The following is a 25948-nucleotide window of genomic DNA, read 5'->3' on the forward strand; positions in this document are numbered from 1 at the left end:
GCTCCTTCGTCGGACACGGTGGGTACCCGGGGTCCGGTGGAGCGACGGACGTCACTCAGACGTCGAAGTCGCCACCACCGAAGTCGCTGAAGCCACCGCCGAAGTCGGATCCGCTGTCGCCCCAGCCCGCATTGTCGAAGCCGCCGCCGTCGGATGCGCCACCGTCGGACGCCCCGGCATCACCGGATTCAGCACCAGTGTCCTCCGAACCGCCGTCACCCGCAGCGTCGGTACCGCCATCGAACGAACCGGGGTCGGGCAGGAAGGCGCTCATGATCGCGGATCCGATGACGTAGCCGGCCACCGTCCCGAGGATCGAGGCACCGATCATGCTGCCGAACGAGGGTCCACCGCGCTGCCCGCCGAAGCGGCCGCCGCCCCCACCGACACCGCCGAGCGAGCGCTCCATGAAGCCCGGCTGGCGGATCTCGGACCGGGTCGCCGACTGGGCCAGCGAGCGTGGGTCGTCCCCACGGGGCGCCTCACCAGGAGGGGCCGTGCGGGTGAACTCGTCGTAGACCATCCGGCGCTGCTCGTCGGTCAGCTTGGCGAAGGCCTCGGCGTGGACCTCTTCGATGCGCTCCGGCGGCGCGGTGCGGAGCAGGTAGCGGTAGCGCTCGACCGCACGCTCGTCGTCGGTGGTCGCACCCTGCTGCTGCGTCGGTGCACCGCCCCACTGCGGGACGCCGTACTGGCTGCCCTGCGGTGCGGACGGTGCCGGCTGCTGGTAGGACTGCTGGCCGTACCGGTAGCCCTGCTGCTGCGGCTGCCCCCACTGGTTCTGCTGTGCGTCAGCGGATCGGTCTCGCTCCGGACGTCCGAGCAGGCGGTCGAGGAATCCCATGGTCGATGCTCCTTCGGGTGCACGGTCGGTCCGGACGGACCGGTCGTGGACTGCAACCCTACGAACCCGCGGCGTCCGATGACTGAGCGCCCGCTCAGAGTCGGCCGGGAGGCGCGTACCGGGCCGGCACCGCGCCTCCAGCCCGCACCGTGCGAACCTGCGCACCCCGTGCACGGTTCCCAGCCCCGTGCGCGCTTGCAACACCGCACCCGGCAGCCAACCCCGCACCAGATCGCAGACCCCGCACCGTGCGCACCACCCACCGGCCGGGAGGCGCGTACCGGACCGGCACCGCGCCTCCAGCCCGCACCGTGCGCACCAGCGCACCCCTTGCGCGGTTCCCAGCCCCGTGCGCGGATGCAGCACCGCACCCGGCAGCCAACCCCGCACCAGATCGCAGACCCCGCACCGTGCGCACCACCCACCGGCCGGGAGGCGCGTGCCAGGCTGGCACCGCGCCTCCAGCCCGCACCGTGCGCACCTGCGCACCCCGTGCGCGCTTCCCAGCCCCGTGCGCGCTTGCAGCACCGCACCCGGCAGCCAACCCCGCACCGCATCGCAGACTCCGCACCGTGCGCACCACCCACCGGCCGGGAGGCGCGTACCGGACTGGCACCGCGCCTCCAGTCCGCACCGTGCGCACCTGCGCACCCCGTGCGCGCTTCCCAGCCCCGTGCGCGCTTGCAGCACCGCACCCGGCAGCCAACCCCGCACCGGAGCGCAGACCCCGCACCGTGCGCACCACCCACCGGCCGGGAGGCGCGTACCGGGCTGGCACCGCGCCTCCAGTCCGCACCGTGCGCACCTGCGCACCCCGTGCGCGCTTCCCAGCCCCGTGCGCGGATGCAGCACCGCACCCCGCAGCCAACCCCGCACCGCATCGCAGACTCCGCACCGTGCGCACCACCCACCGGCCGGGAGGCGCGTACCGGGCTGGCACCGCGCCTCCAGTCCGCACCGTGCGCACCTGCGCACCCCGTGCGCGCTTCCCAGCCCCGTGCGCGCTTGCAGCACCGCACCCCGCAGCCAACCCCGCACCGTGCGCACCTGCGCACCCCGTGCTCGGTTAGCCGCCCCGTGCGCGCTTGCAGCACCGCACCCGGCAGCCAACCCCGCACCGGAGCGCAGACCCCGCACCGTGCGCCGCGCGGCTCACCCCGCGGCGAGCGCCGCCGTCCACACCGCGTGCAGTTCGTCCGCGGCCCCGGGGTGCGCCACCAGGAAGGGCTCCCCCACGGGCGGGAAGCCCTCGACGGGACCGGATCGCGTCAGCACGACGCCCCCGGCCTCGTGCACGAGCAGCACCGCGGCGCCGTGGTCGATGGGGTTGAACGCCGACACGCAGCCGCCGATCCCCCGCCCGGCCGCGACCTGCGCGATGGTCAGCGTCCCCGATCCCTGCACCCGTAGCGTGCACGACCGGTCGGCCAGCGCGTCGAGGAACGCCCCGAAACCCGCCCACGGTCGGTGCCCGTCGAGCTCGGTGCCGACGACGGCGCCGGCGAGCGGCCGGGGTGCGTCGTCGAGTCGGAGCTGCCGGTCGCGCAGGGTGGCACCGCGCCCGCGTCGCGCCTCGAGCACCTCACCGCGCCAGGGGTCCGCGACGACGCCGACGAGTGGGCGTCCGCCACGGGTCAGGCAGAGTGACATCGAGGTCCAGGGGACTCCGTTCGCCAGGTTCGTGGTGCCGTCGACGGGGTCGAGGAACCAGCGGTGCCGGTCGCCGGGGGCCTCGCCGTACTCCTCGCCGGTGAACCCGTGCGTCGGGAACACCATCCGCACGCGGGAGCGGACGTGCTGCTCCACCAGGCGGTCGACGTCGGTGACCAGGTCGGCGGGGTTGGCCTTCGTGTGGACCTCGCTGACGGGGTGTTCCCGCGTGTAGGCGATGACCTCGTGGGCGATGCGGTGGGCCAAGGCCTGGGCGCGCGAGGCGACCTCGGTCTCGGTGGCCTCGCGGTCACGCTCGGGCCAGCCGTCGCGTTCCGCCGCCGACAACGCGGCGCCGATGGCCCCGACGTCGTTCGTGGTGATCGAGTCGACGCCGAGCCGGGCGGCCCAGATCGCGGGTTCGACGTCGTCGATGGTCCAGACGGCGACGCGCAGGCCCAGGGCGTGCGCGACCTCGACGGTGTGCGGGGTGAGGAAGGCGACGTCGAGGTTGAGCGTCGACGGGTGGAGCGCGTCGAGGTCCGCGGGGACGGGCGGGTCGAGCGACTCCCACGCCAGCCAGACGTCGGCGTCGGGCAGCACGGAGCGGACGGCTGCCATCGCCGCGGGCGCCCCGCACCAGGCCACCGCGGTGGAACCGGTGAAGCCCGCGACGGTGCGGGCGGCGACCAGGGCGTCCTCGGCGTCGGTCAGGTCGACGAGCAGGGTCGACCGGCAGCCGTCGAGGCGTTCGAGCGCACCGTCGAGCCGCGGGATCCGGTCGAGGCCGTTGCCGAGCCGCGCGACGTCGCACCAGTCGACGTCGGCCACGCGGCGGGCGTCGCCCCACATCCGGCCGAGGGTCTCGTCGTGCAGCAGGACGGCGACGCCGTCGGCGGTGCGACGGACGTCGACCTCGATCACCTCGGCGCCGAGCGCCTCGGCGACCGCGAGGGCGGGCAGCGTGTTCTCGCGCCGGACGCGCGGCGCACCACGGTGAGCGACGAGGCGTGGCGGACGCACGCCGGGCCTGGCGTCCAGGCTGGTCGAGACCACACGGTCGACCGCAGCGACAGACGCAGACGCAGACGCAACCGAGGCTGACGCAGCCGACGCAGACGACACGGCCGCAACCGGCGTCGGGACCCCCGCGCTCATCGTGCGACCTCGAGCAGCACGCCGTCGCGGTGCACGAGCACTTCGCCCAGGCGCACCCCGGTCTCGGTGCCGACCGCCGGCGGTGGCCCGGTGACGTAGGCGCGGAGCTCCGCGCCGTCGGTGCTGAGCACGACCTCGGCGAAGTGGCCGCGCATGAGCACCCGTGCGACGGTCGCACGGATCGGCGAGTCATCGGTGAGCACGACCTGCTCCGGGCGGACCAGCACCGTGTCGGCCGCGGTCGGGCTGACGGACGTGCCGGCGAGGAACCGGCCGGTGACGACGCTCGTCGAACCGATGAACGACGCGACGAACCCGGTGGCGGGGCGGGCGTAGAGCTCGGTCGGTGTGGCGATCTGCTCGATCCGGCCGTCGTGCATGACGGCGATCCGGTCGGAGATGCTGAGCGCTTCGTCCTGGTCGTGCGTCACGATCACGGTCGTGATGCCGAGGCGCTGCTGGATGCGCCGGATCTCGTCGCGGACACTGACGCGGAGCTTCGCGTCGAGGTTCGACAGCGGCTCGTCGAGGAGCAGCACGTCCGGCTCCTGCACGATCGCGCGGGCCAGGGCCACGCGCTGCTGCTCACCGCCCGAGATCGCGGTCGGCTTCGAGCCGGCGTGGTGGCTCAGCCCGACGAGCTCGAGCGCGTCGCGCACCCGCTCGGCGACCCGCTGCTTCGGCACCCGTCGGGTCCGCAGCGGGAACGCGACGTTCTGCGTCACCGTCATGTGCGGCCACAGCGCGTAGTTCTGGAACACCATCGCGCTCGGTCGGCGCTCCGGACCGAGCGACGTGACGTCGCGGTCCCCCATCGTCACGACGCCGCCGTCGGCGGGCAGGAACCCCGCCACCATGCGGAGCGTCGTGGTCTTGCCGCAGCCCGACGGCCCGAGGAGCGAGACGAGCTCGCCCTTCGCGACGTCGAGGTCGATGCCCGCGACGACGTCGCGTCCGCCGAGCGTCTTGCGCAGTCCCCGGATGGTGAGTCCGCCGGTCCGGTCCGTCGTGCTGCCGTCGGCCTGGAGGCCCGGTGTGCGTTCCGCGACGAGCGCCTTGTCCGTCATCTGGTCGCCTTTCGTGCTGGTGGTGGTCATCGGATCTGGAAGCCGTCCGCCAGACGGCCGCCCATGATGTGCTTCCGGGCGAGCAGCAGCAGGACCACGGACGGGATGCTCAGCGCGATCGCGAACACCGCCGAGACCTGACGCGGGGAGTTGAGGACGAGCGAGTACATCGCCGTCGGCATCGTCATGTACGTCGGGGCGCCGACCAGGTACGTGCCCTGTGCCTCGTCGAAGGACGCCAGGAACGACATCACCATCGCGACGAGGATCCCCGGCCAGGCGATCGGGAACGTCACCTTCCAGAAGGTGCGCCAGCGGCTGGCCCCGGCGTCGCGGGCGGCTTCCTCGAGGGACCGTGGCACGGCCGAGAACGCCGCGGCGGGCAGCCACGTCATGAAGACGACGCAGCCCAGGACGTGCACGATCAGGATCCCGGTCACCGTGTTCATGAGGTTCAGCGCGGTGAACATCGCCGACATCGTGACGAAGAGGCCCATCTTCGGGAACGCGTTCGTGGCGAACAGTCCGACGAGCACGAGCCGCCGCCCGGGGAACTCGATGCGGCTGATCGCCCAGGCAGCGGGCAGACACACGACCGCGGCGATGAGGACCGTGAGCGGCGCGAGGACGAGCGAGTTCTGCACCGCGACGGCCAGGCTGCGGTCCTCGAACACGGTGCCCCACCACTGCAGGGTCCAGCCGTCGGGCAGCAGGTTCGGGTAGGTCCACGTCGTGGCGAAGGCACGGGCGGCCAGCCAGACGAGCGGACCGAGGATGAACACCGCCAGCACGATCGCGGTCGCCCAGACGAGGGCGTTGCCGGTCAGACGCTTGATCACTGCTGCTCCTGACGCTTCTTGTCGAGCTCGCCCGCGTTCGAGCGGACCGTCGAGCGGAGGTAGAAGACGCTCGCAGCCGCGGCGAACGCGAACACGATGAACGCCATCGCCGTCGACTGCTGCGGACGGTTGTAGGCCTGGAAGTACTTCGAGATGTCGACGCCGAGCATCGTCGGGGCGTTCGGGCCGGTGAAGTACGGCACGGTGAACGACCCGAGGACGCCGATGACGGTGAACGTCGTCGCGATGACGAGCGGGGTCGCGGCCATCGGCAGGAGCACCTGCCAGACGACGCGCCAGGTGCTCGCCCCGGCGTCCTTCGCGGCCTCGACCAGGGCATCCGGGGTGCCCTGGAGCGCCCCGGCGATCATCAGCACCGCGAACGGCAGGCTGGTCCAGACGCTGCCGAACACCACGGCGACGAGGGTGTAGCCCCACACCGGGACGTCGAGGCCGAACTGCGCCCCGAGGCTGCGGAGGAAGCCCTGCGCGTCGGTGAAGGTCAGGATCGACCAGCTCGCGATGACCACCGGCACGAAGATCGGCACCACGGCCAGGACGCTGAGGGTCTTGCCGAGGAAGCCTCCGCGGAGCCGCAGGATCACCGCGACGACGACCGCCAGCCCCACGGTCAGGCCGGTCGACAGCGCCGTGACCCCGAGCGTCGCGACCAGGTCACGCAGGAACGTGGGGTTGCCGAGCAGGGTGGTGTAGACCGCGAACGAGAAGCCGCGCACGGTGTCGCCGCCGATGTCGGCGAGCGCCTGGTTCAGGCCGCCGGTGAACCCGAGGCTGAACAGGGCGGCGTTCACCACCGGGACGCCGACGAACAGGATGACGACGAGCACCGGGGCGGCGACGAGGGCGAGGCCCTGCCACCGCCGGCGGCGGGCCAGCCGTTCCTGCGTCGTGCGCCCGCCAGCGGGGTGCGCCGGGCCCTGGGCGTGGGGCGGGACGGGCGGGAGGCCAGTGGCGGAGTCGCCACGGGCCTCCCGGCCGGTTGCTGGGCCGTCCTGGACGGTCTGGGTCACTGCGGGACCTTCGCGTCCCACGCCGCGTTCATGTCGGCGGCGAAGTCGCTCTGGAACCCGAGGCGGAGCTGCGAGGGGTTCGCGTCGGTGAACTGCTCGGCGACCGACTTCGGCAGGCTGTCGAGCGGGATCACCGGGTAGCCGGAGACGGCGCTCGCGACGAGCTGCTGCCCCTTCGCGCTGAGCACGAAGTCGGCGAGCTTCTCGGCTGCCGCCTTCTTCGCCTTGGGCTCGGTCTTCGGGATGCCGAGGAAGCTCGCGCTGCCGGTGAACGACGGGTCGTCGATCTGCACGGCCTTGGTGGTCTTCGGGATGATGCCGGTCTTCTGCGAGGTGATGAACTGGTCGCTCCAGACCGGGGCCATCGCGATCTGACCGCTGCCGAGCAGCTGCACGACCTGGTCGTTGCCGTTCGGGTAGACGCCCTTCTGGTACGTCGACGGGCCGAGGTCCTTCAGGGCCGCGAAGCCCTTGTCCCACTTCGACTCGAGCGACTTGTCGTACTTCGTCTGCATCGTCTCCTGCTCGGCGGGCGTCAGGTACTTCGCGAGCACCGTGGCCACGAACGAGCCACCCGAACCGCCGGACGACGGGGAGTTGTAGGCGAACTCGCCCGGGTTGGCCTTGATCCAGGCGAGCAGGTCGTCGAGGGTCTTCGGCGGGTCCGTGACCTTCTTCGCGTCGTACGCCAGCAGCACGCTCGAGGCGCGGTACGGGATGGCGCTGTCGCCGCCCTGCTGCTTCGTGGCGTCGGGGACGTCCTTGAGGTTCGGGATGGTGCTGTCGCTGACCGTGCTGAGCAGCCCGGCCTTGCCGGCGGTGGTGACGAAGCCTGCGTCGACGAGGTCGTACGCGACGGACTTGCCGGCCTTGACCGCGGTGGCGAGGTTCGCCTGCGTCTGGGCGTCGTGCTCGCCGTGCAGGTCGATGCTCGTGCTGACCTTGATCTTCGGGTTCGCCTTCTCGAAGGCGGGGATGAGCGACTTGTCCCAGAGGTCCTGGACGTTGGTGTCGCCGCTGATGAACACGGTGAGGCTGGTGGTGCCGTTGCCGTCGGCAGCGTTCGAGGCGTTGGCGCTCTGGACGCAGCCGGAGAGTGCGACGGTCGCGGCTGCCGCGATGGCGAGGCCGGCGAGGGCTCGGGTCTTCACGTGGGTACTCCCTGTTCCGTGGGTGATGCGGTGGGGGTCGTGCGGGGTGGGGGTGGTGCGGGGGCTGGTGCGGTGGTGCGGTGGTGCGGGGTGCTGGTCGGGCGGGCCGTGTGGGAACGTTCCCGCGCCGGGGTCGAGTGTGGCGCTGCCGGGTGAACTCCGGGTGCCTCCGGCGTCGCCGCCGGGTGAACTCCGGGTGCGGGGCGCGGGCGGCGGGCGCGGGCGGCGGGCGTGGGCGCGGTGACGGCGCACGGTGCGAGTTCCGACGCCCCGTGCGGGGTTGACGGCTTCGTGCCCGGCTACAACCCGGCACGGAGCGGGCTGCTCGCCCCCGACCGGCGAACGATGCACGGTGCGCGGCCCCGTTCGCTGCCGACGACCCCGCACCGAGCGGCCAGGTCCGCGGTGGGCGACGAACCGCGCACCGTGCGCACCGGCAAGATGCCGAACAATCTCGCACGGTGCGTGACTGATAGCCCTCAGCGCGACATGCGGACTCCGGCCTTGCGGAGCTTCGCGCGGAGGACCCACTCGTTGCGCAGGTCCGACCAGGTGAGCCGCACCACGGTTCGCACCTCGGGGAACGCGCGGAGCCGGTCTTCCCGGATCTTCTCGTCGAACAGCGCTTCCTCCGGTGTCCGTCCCCGCAGGTACGCACTGCTCCGGTACTTCACGGCTCCGTCGAACTCGACCACGACCCCGGCATCCGGGAACCAGAAGTCCACCACGATGTCCGGCTCGCCGAGTGCCCGGAAGCGGTGCTGGAGGACCGGCGGTGGTGTCCCGAACTGGTCGAACCGCGCTCGTGCGTACGACTCCCCCGGTGAGTCCGATGCGGCATCGGCGAACCCTATCGCCCGGAGTGCCCGACGTCGTCCCTTCTGCCCGCGCCGCTCGATCGCCGATAGGACGTCCTCGCGTTCGACCTCGCGACGCAGGAGCGCATCGAGGGACACGACTGCGTCGGTGAACGGCAGTGTGAGTGCGAGGTCGGTCGCCAGCCGATCGAGTCCGCACAACAGCAGCCCGTCGAGCGTGGCGACCGGACGCTCGTTCCGTTCGGGGTCGAGGTCGGCGTGCACCACGAAGGTCGCGTTCGTGGTGCGCCGGTCGGCACCGCGTGAGGTCACGTGGATCCGGGTCGGTGGCGGGGTGAGCAGGGGCACACCGAACACGACGGCGGCGGAGACGTGTGAGATCAGGTCTCCTGGCCGGATCCGGTCGGCGAACGAGCGCAGCCGGAGGTGGTGCTGTTCAGTGGGGTGGAGTGCGGCCCATCCCGAAGACTCCGCGTAGAGTCCGCGTGCTACCCGTGTGAGCTCCCCCGCAGCGGCCCGACGTCTGATGACATCGGACTCGTCGGGGCGCTGGGCGGAGGTTCGGTACGTGAGGACTTCGGGGACCGGTGCGAGCTTGAGGTTCATCGACATACTCGTGATGCTCCGGATCCTCCGCCTTCGGAGCAGCACCGCGTGGGCGTGCTGTGGAGCAGCAGCCGCGCCGAGCACCTTGTGGAGGAATGAGCGAGCAGCCCGAGGCCTGCGAGAATGAGCGGGTGAACGCACGCACCTGGGGTTGGCTCGCAGCCGTCATCGACGTCGTCCTCATCGTCGTCTTCGCGCTCATCGGGCGCTCGTCCCACGGTGAGGCGAACACGGCGCTGGCGCTGTGGACGACCGCCTACCCGTTCCTGGCCGGTTGGGCGATCGGGTACGTGGCGAGCGGAGCCTGGGCACGACCACTGCGTTTGTGGCCGACCGGCGTCCTGGTCTGGGTGCTAACGGTCTTCGTCGGTCTGGCGATCCGTGTCGTCACCGGCCAGGGCGACGTCGACGGCAACCCGCTGCCGATCTCGTTCGTCATCGTCGCCACGATCGTGCTCGGGGTGTTCCTGCTCGGTTGGCGGGCGATCGTCCGCGGTGTGCTCCGGTCCACCTCGTCGCGGTCGCGGCAGGATGCTGCAGCGACCGACGCGTGAACGGCAGCCGCGGTTCCCAGCCGACCATCCTCGACGTCGCCGCACGTGCGGGTGTCTCGAAGTCGGCGGTGAGCCGGGTCCTCTCCGGAACAGGTCGGTTCTCCGACGAGACGCGTGAGCGAGTCGAACGCGCCGCGACCGAGCTCGGGTACGTCGCGAACGCGATGGCCCGCGGGCTGGTCAGCGGGCGCACGAACACGATCGGGATGCTCGTCCGTGACGCCTCGTCGATGGTCTACACCGCACTGCACGCCGTGATGGAGCGCCGCGCATCGGAGCTCGGCTACCGCGTCGTCACCACGACGGGCGTCGGCCGGGTCGAGGACGAGAAGTCCGCCCTCGCCGCCCTCGTGTCGATGCGCGTCGACGGCCTGGTCGTGTGCAGCGGCCTGATGCCGTCCGCCGACATCGCCGAGTTCGCGCCCCGCATCGCCACCGTCGTCGCCGGTCGGCCCGAGCTGCACCCGGCGCTCTCGAGCGTCTACTGCGACGAGGTCGACGGTGGGGCTTCCATCGCGGACGCCGTCGCCGATGCCGGCCACACCACGGCAGTGGTGTTCACGGTCCCGCTCGACGACGCCATCACGCAGCACGCGCGATCATCGGCGATGGTCGAGCGGCTCCGAGCACGTGGCGTCCGGGTGCTCGACATCGACGCGAGCTTCGTGCGGCCACCCGACGACCTCGCCGCCGACCTGGTGGACGCCGTGCAGGAGTCGGGCGTGACCGCGGTGATGTGTCCGACCGACCGGCTCATGCTCGACGTGTGCGAGGCGCTCGCCCGCCGCGGTGTCGAGGTCCCGCGCGACCTCTCCGTCACCGGGTTCGACGGCGTCTACCCGCTGGCGAGCGACTGGATCGGCTTCACGACACTCGAGCAACCGATCGAGCGCATCGGCCGCGAGGCCATCGACCTGGTCATCGGCCGCATCGACGACCCCACGCGCCCGGTCGAGCACCGGTCACTGCGCGGCACCGTGATCCCCGGCCGCACCCTGCTCCCCCGCTGACGCCGGCCCGCTGACCTCGCACGGTGCGCGTCGACTCACCCCGTGCAGGCTCCGGGCACCGCGCACGGTGCGAGGTCGCGCAAACCCGCGCACGATTCGTGATGCGGTGCGAGGTTCGAGAAGCACGCACGGTGCGAGGTTCGTCAAGCGGTGCCACCGTGGTGGCTCGGTGCGGCGCTACAAGCGCGCACCGAGCGGTCAACCTCGCACGGGCCGACACAGACAGCACCGTGCGGCTTCCGCCCACGGCCACGCCCGCAGCCGCCCGCCCCCGCCTAGAACAAGCCCGAGCGCGGCCCGTCCTCCGGACCGTCGAACCCGCGGAACATGTCGGACACCAGCGCCTCGATCTGCGGCTCGACCAGGCGTTCGACGGCCTCGGCGATCCGCGGGCGGTGGTCGATGAGCGCCAGGCACACCGCGGTACCGGTCGACCGAGCGCACTCGTCGGACAGCGCGATCTCGTGCCGGAGCGCGGCCTTCGCCTCGTCGGACAACGGCTCGCGCGGCGTCTGCTCCCCCGCGCCGGTGCCGGCCAGCTCGCCGAGCGTGAACAGGAACGGCGACCCCGGCGACGGCTCGGGGTCCACGTCGAGGCCCTGGAACTCAGGCGACAACCCCTCGGCCGGCTGGTACCCCGCGTGCCGCTTCCGGGCCGCCGCGCGCTCGAGCTCACGCTGCAGCAACGGCAGGTTCTTCGCCGTGTAGTCGTCGACGGCGTCCTCGACGATGGTCGAGATCCGCCCGATCAGCGCGTGCTGGACGGCGTGCGGCACGTCGGGTCCGAACCCCGCGGCCGCGGCGATCGGGGATCCGGTGCACTTCCGGCAGATGCGCGTGCGCGGGCGGGCGGTCCCGATCTGCCAGCGCGGCAGCCAGCGCAGCCACAGGTCGACCGCGCCCCGCACGCGCCCGTCGATGCCGTCCATCCCCCAACAGTAGGCCTGGAGGCGCGGATCACCCCCGGCGCACCGCGCCGGTCGGGCAATCCGCCGGTCCTCAGGCCTGTGGTTCCGTCACGAAGTCGATCAGCTCCTCGACGCGGCCGAGCAGCTCCGGCTCGAGGTCGGCGAAGGTGCGCACCTGCCCGAGGATCCGCTGCCATGCCCGAGCGATGTCGGCCTGCTCGGCGTGCGGCCACCCGAGCGCCTGGCAGATGCCCGCCTTCCACTCGATCGAGCGCGGGATCGTCGGCCACGCCCGCAGCCCGACCCGCGCCGGCTTGACCGACTGCCAGACGTCGACGAACGGGTGCCCGACGACGAGCACGTGCGCGCCCCACTTGCCGCGCATCACGGCGTCGGCGAAGCGGGACTCCTTCGACCCGGGCACCAGGTGGTCGACGAGCACCCCGACCCGCCGCTCCCGCGTCGGCTGGAACTCGTCGAGCACCGCGGCCAGGTTGTCGACGCCGGAGAGTTCCTCGACCACGACGCCCTCGACGCGCAGGTCGGCGCCCCAGACCTTCTCGACGAGTTCGGCGTCGTGCTTGCCCTCGACCATGATGCGGCTGGGGAGCGCCACCCGAGCACGCTGCGACTCCACGGCGAACGATCCGGACGCGGTGCGGAGGCGACCACCGTCGGACGCCTGCCGCACGGCGGGCGCGGCCCCGGGCCTCCAGTCCGCGTGCACGGCACCGACGGAACCAGCAGCACCAGCCCGGCCAGCGGCACCCCCGGCAGAACGACCGACCGGCGCCGACGGCCGCCCCAGCGTCACCAACTCACCCTCGAGCAGGAACTGCCCGGTGAAGGGGAAGGAGCGCGTGCGGCCCTTCCAGTCCTCGAGCGCGATGTTGCCCGCCTCGAGCCCCACCACGGCACCGGCCCACCCGGAGTCCGGGTCCTCGAGCACCATGTCCCGTTCGAGCGGCACCTGCCGCACCTTCTTCACCCCGCGCGAGCGCCAGTCCCCCGAGAGCACATCGCCGCCGTACCGGTCGTCGTCCACCCGCACGAGGGTACTGTCGACGACGGCCCGGACGACGTCGACCGCGCCGGTTCCCCACCATCTCGACGGAAGGCCCGCCCGTGCGCGCAGCGATCATCCACGCCCCGAACGACATCCGCGTCGAGGAGCGCGACCGTCCCGGACTCCTGTCCGGCAAGGACGTCGTCGTCAAGGTCCTCGCGGCCTGTGTCTGCGGGTCGGACCTCTGGCCCTACCGCGGCGTCACCGAGACGAAGCAGCCCCGGCCGATCGGGCACGAGCTCGTCGGCGAGGTCGTCGCCGTCGGTGACGACGTCACGGGCCTGCACGAGGGCGACTTCGTCATCTCCCCCTTCACCATGAACGACGGCACGTGCCAGGCCTGCCGCAACGGCATGACCACCGGCTGCGACCACCTGTCCGGCTTCGGCAGCACGGACGCCCACGGCGACCCCGTCGGTGGCGCACAGGCCGAGTACGTGCGGATCCCGGACGCCGACGCCACGCTCGTCGTGGTGCCCGGCCCGGTCGACCCGGCGCTGGTGCCGTCGCTGCTCACCCTGTCCGACGTCTTCTCGACCGGCCACCACGCCGCCGTGTCGGCAGCGGTCGGCCCCGGCAAGACCGTCGTCGTGGTCGGCGACGGCGCGGTCGGCCTGTCCGCCGTCCTCGCGTCGAAGCGGCTCGGTGCGGAGCGCATCATCGCAATGAGCCGGCACGCCGACCGTCAGGCGCTCGCCCGCGAGTTCGGTGCCACCGACATCGTGGCGGAGCGCGGCGACGAGGGCGTCGCGGCGGTCCGCGCGCTGCTCGGCGGCGACCTGGCGGACTGCGGGGTCGAAGCCGTCGGCACCGAGGAGAGCATGGACCAGGCGCTGCACTCGGTCCGGCCCGGCGGCAACGTCGGCTTCGTCGGGGTCCCGCACGGAGTGCCGACGATCGGCACGCGCTACCTGTTCGACACGAACATCGCGATCGCGGGCGGCATGGCCCCGGCCCGGAAGTACATCCCGGAGCTGCTGCCGGACGTGCTCTCCGGCGCGATCGACCCCGGTCGCGTCTTCGACCTGGAGCTGCCGCTCGACGAGGCCGCCGAGGCCTACCGCGCGATGGACGAGCGCCGGGCCATCAAGGTGCTGCTGCGCCCGTAGCGGCGTGCGTCGTGGACGCACCGGCAGACGGACGGGAGGCACGTGGCGGCGCTGCCACGGGCCTCCCGTCCGTCGTCTGGTCGCGTCCGACCGCCGGACGCCGCCCGGTCACGCGTCGCGGATCGCCAGCACCCGGTGCGGCGCAGCCGCCTCGGCCCGCCACCCACCGGGGAGCACATCGCGGAGTTCGGGCACCGTGAAGCTCCGTCGGATGGACCGCAGGCCGTCGACCCGGACGAAGGTCCCCGTCGCGACGAGCGGTGACGCCAGCGCGTACGCGCGGTAGGCGGCCGACGACCGTCGGATGTCGGAGTGCAGGCTGCGTCCGCTCGCGAGCAGCTCGGAATCGGCCAGGAACCCCCGCCGTTCCTCGTCGCCCAGGTGGTGCAGCACGTGGTTCGAGACGACGACGTCGAACCGCTCGCCCGCCGCGACCAGGTCGCCGCTCGACTGCTGCCGGAACGTCACCCCGGCCGGTGAGGACCGCCGTGCGGCGGCGATGGCGCGTTCGTCGGGGTCGACACCGACGACCTCGAGGTCGAAGCCGTCACTCGCCGCCCACCGCACCAGCGACCGGGCCAGGTCGCCGCCGCCGCACCCCAGGTCGAGCACGCGGCCACGCCCCTGTGCGGGCAGCGCGGGCACGACGTGCGAGCGCCAGGCCGCGCGCCAGCCGCTGACGAGCGCGTTCACGACAGCGAAGCGCCGGAAGGTGCGGGCGAGCGCGCGCGGATCGCAGTCCGGGTCGTCCATCAGCTCGGTCAGGTCGAGCGCGCGGGTGCGCAGGTCGACGGCCGGGAGGCCCGTGGTGCCGCCGTCCGGACGGCTCACGCCGCGCCCGTGGTCGCGACGGGCACGCGCAGCGGCTCTCCGGCGAGCGACGCCTCGGTCCGCACCGCGGTGAGCCGGGCGCTCTCCACCGTCAGGCCGGGACCGAAGGCCAGCGCGACGACCGCGCTGCCGTCAGCCATGCCGGCGTCGACGGCGTCACGGAGCACGAAGAGCACGGTGGCGCTCGACATGTTGCCGTGTTCCCGCAGCACCCGCCGGCTCGACTCCATCGCGCTGTCGGGCAGGCCGAGGGACTCCTGGGTGCGGTCGAGGATGGCGCGGCCGCCCGGGTGCACCGCCCACACCGGCACGTCCGACGCCGGCCCGCCGTCGAGCAGCGGTTGCACGGCGCTCGGGACGTGCAGGCCGACGAGCTTCGGCACGGCGGTGGACAGGACCATCTCGAACCCCTCGTCCCCGATGTTCCACGCCATCTCGGACGCCCCTTCGGGCACCACGGCCGTCGTGAAGTCGTCGAAGCGCAGGCCGGCTCCGTCCCGGGCGACGACCGCGGCTGCCGCACCATCGCCGAAGACGCTGTTCGCGACGATCTGGTCGGGGTCGTTCGAGGCGCGGACGTGCAGGGTGCAGAGTTCACCGCACACCACGAGCACGACGGCGTCCGGGTCCTGGTCGACGAACGCGGCGGCGATCCGGAGCGCGGGGAACGCGGCGCAGCATCCCATGAAGCCGATGTGGTGCCGGAAGACCCCGGCGGGGAGTCCGAGCTGCTCGACGACGTCGATGTCGGGCCCGGGCTGCGTGAACCCGGTGCACGACACGGTCACCAGGTGCGTGACGGAATCGGGCGCGATGCCGGCACGTTCGACGGCGTCACGGGCGGCGCCGACGAACAACGGCGGGGCGAGTTCGCGGTACCGGTCGTTGCGCGAACCGGTGGACGGCGAGCGCAGGGTGCCGTCGTCGTCACGGAAGGCACCGCCGGCACGTGCGGAGTCGAGTTCCTCGAGGACGGTGTGCCGCTGGTCGACCGCCGACCCGTCGAACGCGGCGGGGACAAGGCGCTGGCCGAGCCGCCCGAGGTCGGGTTGGGCAGAGAAGAGGTCACGCACCCGGGGCTGGTCGAGGGTCGTCTCGGGGACGGCGGTTCCGATGGCGCGGATCGTTGCGGACACGGTTCATCCTGTCACCCGATCGCTGACGTGTCCCCAGGATGCACACGGCAACCGGGACGCACGGAGGGCACGGCACCGACCGGTACCGTGCCCTTGCGAGGTGGGACCGCCTACGACTGCTGCGCGCGCTCGAGCACGAGTTCACGCACGCGTGCGGCGTCGGCCTGGCCCTTCATGGCCTTCATGACGGCACCGATGATGGCTCCGGCCGCCTGGACCTTGCCGTCCTGGATCTTGGCCAGCACGTCGGGCTGCGCCGCGAGCGCTTCGTCGACCGCGGCGGTCAGGGCGGAGTCGTCCGAGACGACCTTGAGCCCCCGGGCCTCGACGACCTGGGCCGGCGAACCCTCGCCCGCGATGACGCCCTCGAGCACCTGGCGCGCCAGGCGGTCGGTCAGGTCACCGGACTCGACGAGCGCGATGACCTCGGCGACGTGCTTCGGCGACACCAGGTCACCGGGGGCGGCGTCCTGCGCGTTGGCGACGCGGCTGATCTCACCGGTCCACCACTTGCGGGCGGCCTGCGGTGCGGCGCCGGCGGCGACGGTGCCCTCGACCTCGTCGAGCAGCCCGCCGTTGACGACGTCCTGGAACTCCAGGTCGGCGAAGCCCCAGTCCGCCTTCAGACGACGGCGACGTGCGACCGGGGCCTCGGGCAGCGAGGCCCGGAGCTCCGCCACGACGGCCGGGTCGGGCACGACGGGCAGCAGGTCAGGCTCCGGGAAGTACCGGTAGTCGTCGGCGTCCGACTTCGGGCGACCGGCCGAGGTGCGACCGGTGTCCTCGTGCCAGTGGCGGGTCTCCTGCGTGATCGAGCCACCGGCGGCGAGGATCGCGGCCTGACGCTGGATCTCGTAGCGGATCGCACGCTCGACGGCGCGGAACGAGTTGACGTTCTTCGTCTCGGTGCGGGTGCCGAGCTTCTCCTGCCCGCGGGGACGCAGCGAGATGTTCGCGTCGCACCGCAGGTTGCCGCGCTCCATGCGCGCCTCGGAGACACCGAGCGCCCGGACGAGGTCGCGGATGACCTGCACGTACGCCGCACCGAGCTCGGGGGCGCGGTGCTCGGCACCGAAGATCGGCTTCGTGACGATCTCGACCAGCGGCACACCGGCACGGTTGTAGTCGACGAGCGAGTACTCGGCACCCTGGATGCGGCCGGTGGCGCCACCGACGTGGGTCAGCTTGCCGGCGTCCTCTTCCATGTGGGCGCGCTCGATCGGGATGTTGTAGATCGTGCCGTCGGCGAGCTCGACCTCGACCTCGCCCTCGTAGGCGATGGGCTCGTCGTACTGCGAGACCTGGTAGTTCTTCGGGTTGTCCGGGTAGAAGTAGTTCTTCCGGGCGAACCGCGAGGACTCGGCGATCGAGCAGCCGAGCGCGAGCCCGAGCTGGATCGAGTACCGCACGGCCTGCGCGTTCACGACCGGCAGCGACCCGGGCAGCCCCAGGTCGACCGGGGTGACGTTCGTGTTGGGTTCGCCGCCGAAGAAGTTCGGGGCGTCCGAGAACATCTTGGTCTTCGTCGCGAGTTCGACGTGGACCTCGAAGCCGAGCACCGGCTCGTAGCGCTCGAGCGCCTCGTCGAAGTCCATCAGCGCGTCCTTCTGCGCCATCAGATCACACCTTCCTGCGCAGCGGACTGCTGACTCTGGTCGAGGTCCGGGACGGACGCGATGAGCGGTGCGCCCCACTGCTGTTCGAGCAGACGCTCGAGCGCGGCACCGTAGCGGTACAGCCGGGCGTCCTCGCGCTGGGGCGCCATGAGCTGCACGCCGACGGGCAGGCCGTCCTCGGGCGCGAGGCCGTTCGGGATGCTCATGCCGGGCACGCCGGCCAGGTTCGCCGGGATCGTCGTGAGGTCGTTGAGGTACATCGCCAGCGGGTCGTCGATGCGCTCACCGATCGGGAACGCGGTCGTCGGCGCGGACGGGCTGACGAGCAGGTCGACCTGCTCGAACGCGGCCTGGAAGTCGCGCTGCACGAGCGTGCGGACCTTCTGCGCCGAGCCGTAGTAGGCGTCGTAGTACCCGGCGCTCAGGGCGTAGGTGCCGAGGATGATGCGCCGCTTGACCTCGGGCCCGAAGCCGGCTTCACGCGTGGCGGCCATGACGTCCTCGACGGTGGCACCGTTCTCGGGCGTGACGCGGAGGCCGAAGCGCACCGAGTCGAACTTGGCGAGGTTCGACGACGCCTCGGCCGGGAGGATCAGGTAGTACGCGCTGATGGCGTACGCGAACGACGGCGCATCGATCTCGACGACGACCGCGCCGGCCGACTCGAGCAGCGCGACGGTCTCCTGGAAACGCTGCGTGACACCGGCCTGGAAGCCGTCACCACCGGCGAGTTCCTTGACCACGCCGACCCGCAGGCCGCGGAGCGTGTCCGCCTGCAGCCCTTCGCGTGCGGCGGCGGCCATCGAGGGCCAGGCGTCCGGGATGGACGTGGAGTCCTTCGGGTCGTGCCCGCCGATGACGTCGTGCAGGAGCGCGGCGTCGAGGACCGTGCGGGACACCGGACCGATCTGGTCGAGGCTGGACGCCAGGGCGATGGCGCCGTAGCGGCTCACCCCGCCGTAGGTCGGCTTCACACCGACCGTGCCCGTCACCGCACCCGGCTGGCGGATGGAGCCACCCGTGTCGGACCCGAGGGCCAGCGGTGCCTCGTGCGCCGCGACCGCAGCGGCCGAGCCACCACCGGATCCGCCGGGGATCCGGTCGAGGTCCCACGGGTTGCGGGTGGGCCCGTAGGCCGAGAACTCGGTGGTCGAGCCCATCGCGAACTCGTCCATGTTGGTCTTGCCGAGCGGCACGAGGCCGGCGGCGCGGAGCTTCGCGACGGGGGTCGCGTCGTACGGCGGCACCCAGCCTTCGAGGATCTTGGACCCCGATGTCGTCGGCATGTCCTGCGTGCACAGGACGTCCTTGACGGCGATCGGCACACCCGCGAGCGGCCCGAGGTCGTCGCCGGCGGCACGGCGCGAGTCGATCGACTTCGCGGCTGCCAGGGCGTTCTGGTTGACGTGAAGGAACGCGTGCACGTCGCCGTCGACGGCGGCGATCCGGTCGAGGTGGGCCTGGGTGGCCTCGACGCTCGAGACGTCGCGGGCCACCAGGGCGTCGGCGAGCGCCGCGGCGCTCAGCTTGGTGATGTCGTCGGTCACTGTTCTTCGCCCTACTGTTCTTCGCCGAGGATGGCGGTCACGCGGAACCGTTCGCCGTCGGAGTCGGGCGCCCCGGAGAGCGCCTGCTCCTGCGTCAGCGTCGTGCCGACCACGTCGGGTCGGGTGACGTTGCCGAGCGGCACGGGGTGGCTCGTCGCCGGGACGTCGTCGGTCGCGACCTCGGCGACCTTGGCGACGCTCTCGACGATGTGCGACAGCTCCCCGGTCAGCTTCTCGATCTCGTCGGGCGTGAGTGCGATACGTGCGAGGTTCGCCAGGTGCGCGACCTGCTCGCTCGTGATGTCAGGCATGGTGCTCCGTCGATCGGTTCGTGGAATGCCCAACAGTCTATTGGCTGCGTCGAGCGCGCAGGCGCGGCTGTGGACAACGCACGCCCGGCCCGGTGCCGGGCGTCCGGACCGGCAGCGGGCCGCGCCCCACGGGCACGGCCTTCCCGACGCTGGCGCGTCGTTCAGGAACTGGCGGCGTGGACCCGAGCGGTCACTTCCCGTCCTTGCCGCCGCCAGCCGGCGCGGCCGGAGCCGCCGGAGCCGCCGGAGCCGCCGGTGCAGCGGGAGCAGCCGGAGCGGGAGACGCGGCAGCACCCCCGTCGGGCGCGGACGTCGGCGCCGGTGTCGCCTGGTCGTCCTGCGCGTTCCCCTGCCCGGACGAGGAACCCGACGACGAGGAAGACGACGACGAGGACGACTTGCTCGCCTGCCCGATCATCGCCTGGCTCGGTGCCGGCAGCGCTCCCCCGCCGACGGTCTGGTCCAGGTACGCCATCATCGACTTCCCGACCCCGAACTTCGCGCTGTACCCGGTCGTGCCCTGCAGGAACGGCCAGTGCGCCAGGCTCACGCCGCCCTGGACGTTGCCGATCCAGGTGGCGTTCGTGTACTTCGTCGACGACGCCACCAGCCAGTTCTGCACGTCACCGTCGGTGGTGCCGGTCTTCGCGAACTTCGGCACGCTGTCCCCGGGGTTCGCGGTCGCGGCGGTCCCCGATCCGGACAGCACACCCTGCAGCGCGTAGTCGACGGTGCCCGCGACGTCGGCGGAGACGCCCTGCGTGCAGGACGACGGCGTCGGGGTGATCTTCGTGCCGTCGGCCTCGGTGACCGAGTCGATCGCGGTGGGCGTGCAGACGACGCCGTCGTTGGCGAAGCCCGCGTAGGCCTCGGCCAGGTCGATCGGCGACAGCTCGTTGACGCCGAGGATCGACGACGGCGTCTGGCCGAGGGCGGCCCCGTCGGCCCGGTGGATCCCCATCGCCTGCGCGAGCTGGGCGATCTTGCACAGGTCGAGCTGCTTGCCCATCGCGCCGAAGGCCGTGTTGATCGACTCGACGGTCGCGGCCTGCACGGTCATCGACGCCGGCACCGTCTCGGCGTTCGCGACGGGCCAGACCCCGCCGCTGACGTTCTGGCACGAGTTCGTGAACTCGGAGTTCTGGAACGTGTGCTCGGTCGTGGAGACGGATTCGGACAGGGTGTGGCCGCTGGCGAGCCACTCGGCCAGGGTGAACACCTTGTAGGTCGAGCCGGTCTGGAACCCGCCGGAGTTGCCGTACCCCGAGTCGGCGCTGTAGTTGACCGCGGTGGCACCGGCGCCGGCGTTGTCGCCCTGCGTGTACGTGGTGTTCTGCACCATCGACATGATCCGCCCGGTCCCCGGCTCGACGGTGACGTTCGAGCCACCGACGTCGACGCCGGCCATGGTCGCCGGCACGTAGGTCGACAGGGCGTTCTGCGCCTGGCCCTGCAGGTCGAGGTCGAGCGAGGTGTGGATCTGCAGGCCCTTGGTGTCGAGCGTGGCGATGCGCGCCGCGGCGGTCTTGCCGAACGCGGGGTCCTGCAGCACCTGATCGCGGACGTAGTCGCAGAAGTACCCGGCGTCGTAGCTCGTCGCGGCCGCCGAGCACCCGTTGGCGGTCTCGGTGATCTTGGGCGTCACGGGCGTCGCGATCGCCTTCGTCATCTCGGCCTTCGTGATGGAGCCGTGCACCTGCATCCGGCGGAGCACGTAGTCGCGGCGCTCCTTCGTCAGCGCGTACCCGTTCGCCTTGCCGTTCTCCTTGTCGCCCGGGACGTCGATGCGCAGGTTCGACGGGTTGTTCAGGATCGCGACGAGCGTGGCGGACTGCACGAGCGACAGGTCCTTGGCGTGCACGCCGAAGTAGTACTCGGCCCCCGCCTCGGCACCGTAGACCCGGCCGCCGAGCCCGACGAGGTTCAGGTACCCGGTCAGGATCTCGTCCTTCGAGTACTTCTTGTTGACGGCGATGGCGTACCGCATCTCCTGCAGCTTGCGCTGCGGGGTGACGCCGGCGACGTCCAGGTAGCACGCGTCGATCTTCTTCTTGGTCGCGGCCTGGTCCTTGCCGGTGAGCTGTTCGCACTGCTGCACCAGGACGTTCTTGACGTACTGCTGCGTGATGCTCGAGCCGCCCTGCACGTCCCCGCCGACGACGGTCGCGGCGACACCGCGCAGGGTGCCGAGCACGTCGATGCCGCCCTCGTCGTAGTAGCGCGGGTCCTCGGTGTCGATCGCGGCTTCCTTGAGCGTGTCCGCCATCTGGTCGGCCGTCACGTTCGTGCGGTTCTCGGCGTAGAACGAGGCGATCTTGACCTGTTTCCCGCCCTGCTCCGCGTACACGGACGACACCTGCTGCGGGGTCTGCACGTCGAGGTAGGTCGGCAGGTCCTCGAAGAACGACACCGCCCCCGACGTCCCCTCTCCCGCGACGGCGACCGCCGGGGTCACCGCGACGGCGACGAGCATGCCGGCGAGCACGGACATCACCACGAACATCAGGAGAGCACCAGGCCATCGCACCACACGCATGACGGAACCGTAGGCAGCAGGGCTGTACTGGTTCTGCCCTGGAACGAGTGCAGGCTGCGGTCGCGTTCAGGTTGCCACCCAGGCGGCCTTCGAGGCGGCGTCGCGATCCGCACGTGCGCACCGATCCGGCCGGGAGGCCCGCGGCGGCCCCGGCACGTCGGCCGGCGGTCACGATCGGGTCACGCTCACCGCGTCGTCAGGATCCGCAGGGCACCGCCCGTCGGGCACGGCCCGTCAGTCACGGCCCGTCAGTCACGGGGCTGCAGGTCCTGCGGGCGCACGAGGTACATGTCCGGCGAGGCACCGACGATGCCGTCACCACCCGACCGTCCGCGCCGGATCTGCTCGCGCACCAGGTCCCCGCGCCCGATCCCGATCAGGGCGACGTCGTGCAGCGACGCCGTTCCGGGCTTCAGGTAGTCGTTGTGCCCGACCGGTCGGCGGAACACGTCCCCGGCGGACAGGGCGTCGGCGCCGCCGGCCAGGTCGAGCACGGTGGACCCGAACGAGGCTCCGCCGGGGTCGGTGCCGAAGTACCCGGAGCCCGCGATGGGGTCGCTGTGCGCGCCGCCGACGAAGACCTGCCCGGTGGCGACGGCGAGGTCGGACGCGGAGCGGACGTCGCTGCCCGGTGACCCGAGGACCGTCAGGGTGTCCGCGGTCATCCGGCCCGACGCCAGGGCCATCATCGCCGCCGTCGACCCGTACGAGTGCGCGACGATGTTGACCCGCGGTCGGTCGTCCGCGCGGAGCGCACGCAGTCCGGCGACGGTCCGTTCGAGCCGCTGGGCCCCGGTCCGCGCGAGTTCGAGCGACATGATGTTGGACAGGTCCGGCGTGCGGTACCCCATCCAGGCGACCACGGCGACACCCGACCCGTTGCCGGTCGCGGCGAGCGGCGCGAGGGTGGCCTGCTCGCTGGACAGGTCGTTCGCCGTGTTCGTGAAGTCGGTCATCTGTCCGGTGACCGTGAAGAACATGCCCGGCACCACGACGGTGACGTCGGCCGCAGTGTCGAGGTCACCGATGCTGATCGCCGCACGCCCGGAGTCCCGGGTGTCCAGCGTCACGAGGAAGCGCCGCGGGTCACCCGGTTCGTGCACCAGCGAGTCCCGCACCTGCCCGAGCATCGCGGCCCGGGCGGCACCGACGTGGGCGTCGGCGAGACCGGAGTGCAGCGTCGCGCGGTTCGCCTGGTCGCGGACGACGTAGGGCACGCCCTCGAGGTTGCCGACCAGAGCAGGTGCGTGCACGAGGAGGCGGTCCTGCTCGTCGGCGGGCAGGTGCGACCACCACTGCGCGACGGTCTGGGCGGGCGGGGGGTCGTCCTGCACGGCTGCCACGACGCGGCGGTCAGTGGCCGCACGGCGCAGGGCTGCGGGCCCGAGTGCACCGAGGTCCTCGACGAACGCCCGCCCGTGGGCGACGGCGAGGTCGTCGACCCCGACCCGTCGCAGCGACGCCGACGTGGCGACGACGGTGAGGTCGTCGAGCGGCACGATGCGTGACGGGGCCGTTGCGACGGCGGTGGCCCTGGCGACCGGGACCGGGGGCACGCCCGGGGCCTCGATCACTCCGAGCGAGTGCATCGAGGCGGTGAGCAGAGCCGCGGCGATGAGCAACAATCGGATCTCCCCCGGGAAGGCCGTCCCGACGTCCCCCTGCAGACGACGGGTGATGCTCCGCCGAGTCTACGGAGATGTCCGCGGATCATCCATGCGTGATGCAACTTGTCCCCCGGACTGGGCGCCGTCGGCTCCGCGCCGCGCGCAGCGGATGGGATCCCGTGTGCTCGCGCCCCGCTCAGTCCTCGGTCGCGGGCGCCTCCGGCTCGGCGAGCGCCGCAGGCCCTTCGGTGACGAGCAGGTGGAACTGCTCGGCGTCGATGATCCGGACCCCGAGCTGTTCGGCCTTCGTGAGCTTCGAACCGGCTCCCGGTCCGGCGGCCACGAAGTCGGTCTTCTTGCTCACGCTCGAGGCCGCCTTGCCGCCGGCGGTCATGATGGCCTCGAGCGCACCTTCGCGCGTGTAGCCCTCGAGTGAACCGGTCGCGACGACGGTGACGCCGCTCAGCACGCCGCCCTCGACCTCGGCGCTGCCGGGGCCGGGGTGGCCCGGGGTGGTGAACTGCACGCCGGCCGCGGTCCACCGGTCGATGATCTCGCGGTGCCAGTCGACCTCGAACCAGGCGAGCAGGGCGTCGGCGATGATGCCGCCCACCCCGTCGACGGCGGCGAGGTCCTCGCGCGAGGCCGACCGGATGGCGTCGAGGGAGCCGAAGTGGTTCGCCAGGGCACGGGCGGCGACGGGTCCGACGTGGCGGATGCTCAGGCCGACCAGGATCCGCCACAGCGGCTTCGTCTTCGCGGCGTCGATGTTCGCGAGCATCTCGAACGCGTTCTTCGACGGGTAGCGGCTCGGCTCACCGGTGTAGTCGGCACCGCGTGCTCCGGGGTCGAACGGCGGGTCGGTCTTCTTGCGCGCCCGGCTGAACGGCGTGACGCGCTTGGGTGTGCCGTCGTCGTCGACCTTCTCCATGCCGGTCTCGGCGTCGCGGACGATGACCTCGATCGGGACGATGTCCTGCAGCGTCAGGTCGAACAGTCCGGCCTCGGTCACGAGCGGCGGGGTCTCCGGGCGGAGCGGCTGCGTCAGAGCCGCGGCCGCGACCTCGCCGAGCCCCTCGATGTCGAGCGACCCGCGCGAGGCGATGTGCTCGACCCGGCCGCGCACCTGCGCCGGGCAGCTCTTCGCGTTCGGGCAGCGCAGGTCGATGTCGCCTTCCTTCGCCGGGGCGAGCTCCGTGCCGCACTCGGGGCAGTGGGTCGGCATCACGAACTCGCGCTCGGAGCCGTCGCGGAGCTCGACCACCGGGCCCAGGACCTCAGGGATGACGTCGCCGGCCTTCCGCAGCACGACGGTGTCCCCGATCAGCACGCCCTTCGCCTTGACGACCTGCTGGTTGTGCAGTGTGGCCTGGCGGACGACGGACCCCGCGACCTCGGCCGGGGCCATCACGGCGAACGGGGTGGCACGGCCGGTCCGACCGACGCTGACCACGATGTCGGTGAGCGTCGTGTGGACTTCTTCCGGCGGGTACTTGTACGCGATCGCCCACCGCGGCGCACGCGAGGTCGACCCGAGTTCTTCGTGCAGGGCGAGGTCGTCGACCTTGACGACGACGCCGTCGATCTGGTGCTCGACCGACGATCGGCGTTCCCCCGTGGTGCGGACGAAGCCGTTGACCTCGTCGATGGTGTCGAACACCCGGTAGTGGCTGCTCGTCGGCAGTCCCCAGGTCTGCAGGAGCTCGTACACCTCGGACTGGCTGCGGACGTCGGTGCCCTGCTCGAGTTCACGGACGGGCCACGCGCCGATGCCGTGCACGAGCATCCGCAGACGCCGCAACCGGTCGACCATCAGTGCCCGCTTCGCCTCGGACTTGCCTTCTTCCTTCTGGCGGAGCGACCCGGCGGCGGCGTTGCGCGGGTTGGCGAACACCCGCTCCCCCGCTTCGCGCTGGTTGGCGTTCAGCTCGTCGAACTCGGCGACCGGGAAGAAGATCTCGCCCCGGACCTCGACCAGGGGCGGGTGACCGGTGCCGGACAGGCGGTCCGGGATCGTGCCCATCGTGCGGACGTTGCCGGTGACGTCCTCGCCGACCACGCCGTCGCCGCGGGTGGCCGCCGAGACGAGCCGACCGTGCTCGTACCGCAGGTTGATCGCCAGACCGTCGATCTTCAACTCGGTCAGGAACCGCACCCGCTCGGCGCCGGCGTCCCGCTGCACCTTGACGCCCCACTCGGTCAGTTCGTCGGGGCTGAACACGTTGTCGAGCGAGAGCATGCGTTCGGCGTGCTCGACGGGGGCGAACTGCGTCGTCTGTGCCTGCCCGCCCACGGTCTGCGTCGGGCTGTCGGGCGTCACGAGTTCCGGGAACCGCCGCTCGATCGCGTCGAGGCGGTGCACCAGCGCGTCGTAGTCGGCGTCGGACAGGGGCGAGGCGTTGCCCTCGTAGTAGTCGTGCCGCAGCTCGTTGACGCGGGCGCGCAACCGGTCGACTTCTCGCGCGGCCTGGGCGGCGTCGAGCCCGTCGGGGTCGATGGTCTCGAACGTCGCGTCGGTCTCGCTCATGGCATCAGTTCTACCGTGCACCACCG

At 72.0% G+C, this 25948-nt stretch carries 20 protein-coding genes; 3 read left to right on the forward strand and 17 right to left on the reverse strand.

What is annotated here, in order from left to right:
* Window positions 1-55: 55 nt before the first annotated feature.
* The 7 genes from H489_RS27625 to H489_RS36815 all read right to left on the reverse strand — a co-directional run bounded on the left by H489_RS27625 (window position 56) and on the right by H489_RS36815 (window position 9164).
* Entirely contained in the window at window positions 56-844 is a 789-nt protein-coding gene (locus H489_RS27625) for a hypothetical protein (RefSeq protein ID WP_017886989.1), read from the reverse strand.
* Between the two features lie 1152 nt (window positions 845-1996).
* On the reverse strand, window positions 1997-3517 hold the full coding sequence (locus H489_RS36810) for an inositol monophosphatase family protein (RefSeq protein WP_161598100.1): 1521 nt from the start codon (window positions 3515-3517) through the stop codon (window positions 1997-1999).
* A gap of 131 nt (window positions 3518-3648) precedes the next feature.
* The gene (locus tag H489_RS27630; RefSeq protein WP_017886991.1) at window positions 3649-4749 is read right to left on the reverse strand and encodes an ABC transporter ATP-binding protein; all 1101 of its coding nucleotides are present in this window, start codon (window positions 4747-4749) and stop codon (window positions 3649-3651) included.
* Complete coding sequence (locus H489_RS27635) at window positions 4746-5558, reverse strand: ABC transporter permease (protein ID WP_017886992.1); 813 nt, start codon at window positions 5556-5558, stop codon at window positions 4746-4748. The genes H489_RS27630 and H489_RS27635 overlap by 4 nt, the downstream gene beginning before the upstream one ends.
* Window positions 5555-6589, reverse strand: coding sequence for an ABC transporter permease (locus H489_RS27640; protein ID WP_017886993.1), 1035 nt, complete (start codon window positions 6587-6589; stop codon window positions 5555-5557). The genes H489_RS27635 and H489_RS27640 overlap by 4 nt, the downstream gene beginning before the upstream one ends.
* Window positions 6586-7740: an extracellular solute-binding protein gene (locus H489_RS27645; RefSeq protein ID WP_017886994.1), complete on the reverse strand. Its 1155-nt coding sequence runs from the start codon at window positions 7738-7740 to the stop codon at window positions 6586-6588. Before H489_RS27645 ends, H489_RS27640 begins: the two co-directional genes overlap by 4 nt.
* A 479-nt stretch (window positions 7741-8219) precedes the next feature.
* Window positions 8220-9164, reverse strand: a complete 945-nt coding sequence (locus H489_RS36815; RefSeq protein WP_235045674.1) for a hypothetical protein — start codon at window positions 9162-9164, stop codon at window positions 8220-8222.
* 131 nt (window positions 9165-9295) lie between these two features.
* Here H489_RS36815 and H489_RS0118935 point away from each other — a divergent pair, with 131 nt between their 5' ends.
* Both H489_RS0118935 and H489_RS27650 read left to right on the forward strand, forming a co-directional pair.
* Complete coding sequence (locus H489_RS0118935; RefSeq protein ID WP_040419636.1) at window positions 9296-9718, forward strand: DUF3054 domain-containing protein; 423 nt, start codon at window positions 9296-9298, stop codon at window positions 9716-9718.
* Window positions 9715-10728, forward strand: coding sequence for a LacI family DNA-binding transcriptional regulator (locus H489_RS27650; protein WP_017886997.1), 1014 nt, complete (start codon window positions 9715-9717; stop codon window positions 10726-10728). Before H489_RS0118935 ends, H489_RS27650 begins: the two co-directional genes overlap by 4 nt.
* 275 nt (window positions 10729-11003) lie before the next feature.
* Here H489_RS27650 and H489_RS27655 read toward each other — a convergent pair whose 3' ends face one another.
* Window positions 11004-11657, reverse strand: coding sequence for a hypothetical protein (locus H489_RS27655; protein WP_017886998.1), 654 nt, complete (start codon window positions 11655-11657; stop codon window positions 11004-11006).
* Window positions 11658-11727: 70 nt separating this feature from the next.
* Complete coding sequence (locus H489_RS27660; protein WP_017886999.1) at window positions 11728-12681, reverse strand: DUF3097 domain-containing protein; 954 nt, start codon at window positions 12679-12681, stop codon at window positions 11728-11730.
* 80 nt (window positions 12682-12761) lie between these two features.
* Here H489_RS27660 and H489_RS27665 point away from each other — a divergent pair, with 80 nt between their 5' ends.
* Window positions 12762-13811, forward strand: a complete 1050-nt coding sequence (locus H489_RS27665) for a zinc-dependent alcohol dehydrogenase family protein (RefSeq protein WP_017887000.1) — start codon at window positions 12762-12764, stop codon at window positions 13809-13811.
* Window positions 13812-13919: 108 nt separating this feature from the next.
* On the opposite strand, the gene H489_RS27670 is transcribed toward H489_RS27665, so the two are convergent.
* The 8 genes from H489_RS27670 to ligA all read right to left on the reverse strand — a co-directional run bounded on the left by H489_RS27670 (window position 13920) and on the right by ligA (window position 25922).
* A complete protein-coding gene (locus H489_RS27670; RefSeq protein WP_017887001.1) occupies window positions 13920-14642 on the reverse strand; it encodes a methyltransferase domain-containing protein in 723 nt (240 codons plus the stop codon).
* Entirely contained in the window at window positions 14639-15778 is a 1140-nt protein-coding gene (locus tag H489_RS27675; protein ID WP_017887002.1) for a type III polyketide synthase, read from the reverse strand. Before H489_RS27675 ends, H489_RS27670 begins: the two co-directional genes overlap by 4 nt.
* A gap of 110 nt (window positions 15779-15888) precedes the next feature.
* Window positions 15889-17394 (reverse strand): Asp-tRNA(Asn)/Glu-tRNA(Gln) amidotransferase subunit GatB, encoded by a 1506-nt coding sequence (gatB, locus tag H489_RS27680; protein WP_017887003.1) that lies wholly within the window; start codon window positions 17392-17394, stop codon window positions 15889-15891.
* Window positions 17394-18941: an Asp-tRNA(Asn)/Glu-tRNA(Gln) amidotransferase subunit GatA gene (gene gatA / locus H489_RS27685; RefSeq protein ID WP_017887004.1), complete on the reverse strand. Its 1548-nt coding sequence runs from the start codon at window positions 18939-18941 to the stop codon at window positions 17394-17396. The genes gatB and gatA overlap by 1 nt, the downstream gene beginning before the upstream one ends.
* 11 nt (window positions 18942-18952) lie before the next feature.
* Window positions 18953-19252, reverse strand: a complete 300-nt coding sequence (gene gatC, locus H489_RS27690) for an Asp-tRNA(Asn)/Glu-tRNA(Gln) amidotransferase subunit GatC (RefSeq protein WP_017887005.1) — start codon at window positions 19250-19252, stop codon at window positions 18953-18955.
* A 190-nt stretch (window positions 19253-19442) separates the two neighbouring features.
* The gene (locus H489_RS27695; RefSeq protein ID WP_040419623.1) at window positions 19443-21788 is read right to left on the reverse strand and encodes a transglycosylase domain-containing protein; all 2346 of its coding nucleotides are present in this window, start codon (window positions 21786-21788) and stop codon (window positions 19443-19445) included.
* Window positions 21789-22036: 248 nt separating this feature from the next.
* Window positions 22037-23413, reverse strand: a complete 1377-nt coding sequence (locus tag H489_RS27700; RefSeq protein WP_071251179.1) for an alpha/beta hydrolase — start codon at window positions 23411-23413, stop codon at window positions 22037-22039.
* Window positions 23414-23591: 178 nt separating this feature from the next.
* Window positions 23592-25922 (reverse strand): NAD-dependent DNA ligase LigA, encoded by a 2331-nt coding sequence (ligA, locus tag H489_RS27705; RefSeq protein WP_017887008.1) that lies wholly within the window; start codon window positions 25920-25922, stop codon window positions 23592-23594.
* Window positions 25923-25948: the final 26 nt, after the last annotated feature.

The sequence above is a fragment of the Curtobacterium flaccumfaciens UCD-AKU genome, assembly GCF_000349565.1.
Taxonomy (GTDB): Bacteria; Actinomycetota; Actinomycetes; order Actinomycetales; family Microbacteriaceae; genus Curtobacterium; species Curtobacterium poinsettiae.

What these genes read in the sequence shown, in the direction of transcription:
- H489_RS27625 (WP_017886989.1), bottom strand. Translation starts at nt 844, where the DNA reads ATGGGATTCCTCGACCGCCTGCTCGGACGTCCGGAGCGAGACCGATCC.
- H489_RS27630 (WP_017886991.1), bottom strand. Translation starts at nt 4,749, where the DNA reads ATGACCACCACCAGCACGAAAGGCGACCAGATGACGGACAAGGCGCTC.
- H489_RS36815 (WP_235045674.1), bottom strand. Translation starts at nt 9,164, where the DNA reads ATGAACCTCAAGCTCGCACCGGTCCCCGAAGTCCTCACGTACCGAACC.
- H489_RS27655 (WP_017886998.1), bottom strand. Translation starts at nt 11,657, where the DNA reads ATGGACGGCATCGACGGGCGCGTGCGGGGCGCGGTCGACCTGTGGCTG.
- gatB (WP_017887003.1), bottom strand. Translation starts at nt 17,394, where the DNA reads ATGGCGCAGAAGGACGCGCTGATGGACTTCGACGAGGCGCTCGAGCGC.
- gatC (WP_017887005.1), bottom strand. Translation starts at nt 19,252, where the DNA reads ATGCCTGACATCACGAGCGAGCAGGTCGCGCACCTGGCGAACCTCGCA.
- H489_RS27695 (WP_040419623.1), bottom strand. Translation starts at nt 21,788, where the DNA reads ATGCGTGTGGTGCGATGGCCTGGTGCTCTCCTGATGTTCGTGGTGATG.
- ligA (WP_017887008.1), bottom strand. Translation starts at nt 25,922, where the DNA reads ATGAGCGAGACCGACGCGACGTTCGAGACCATCGACCCCGACGGGCTC.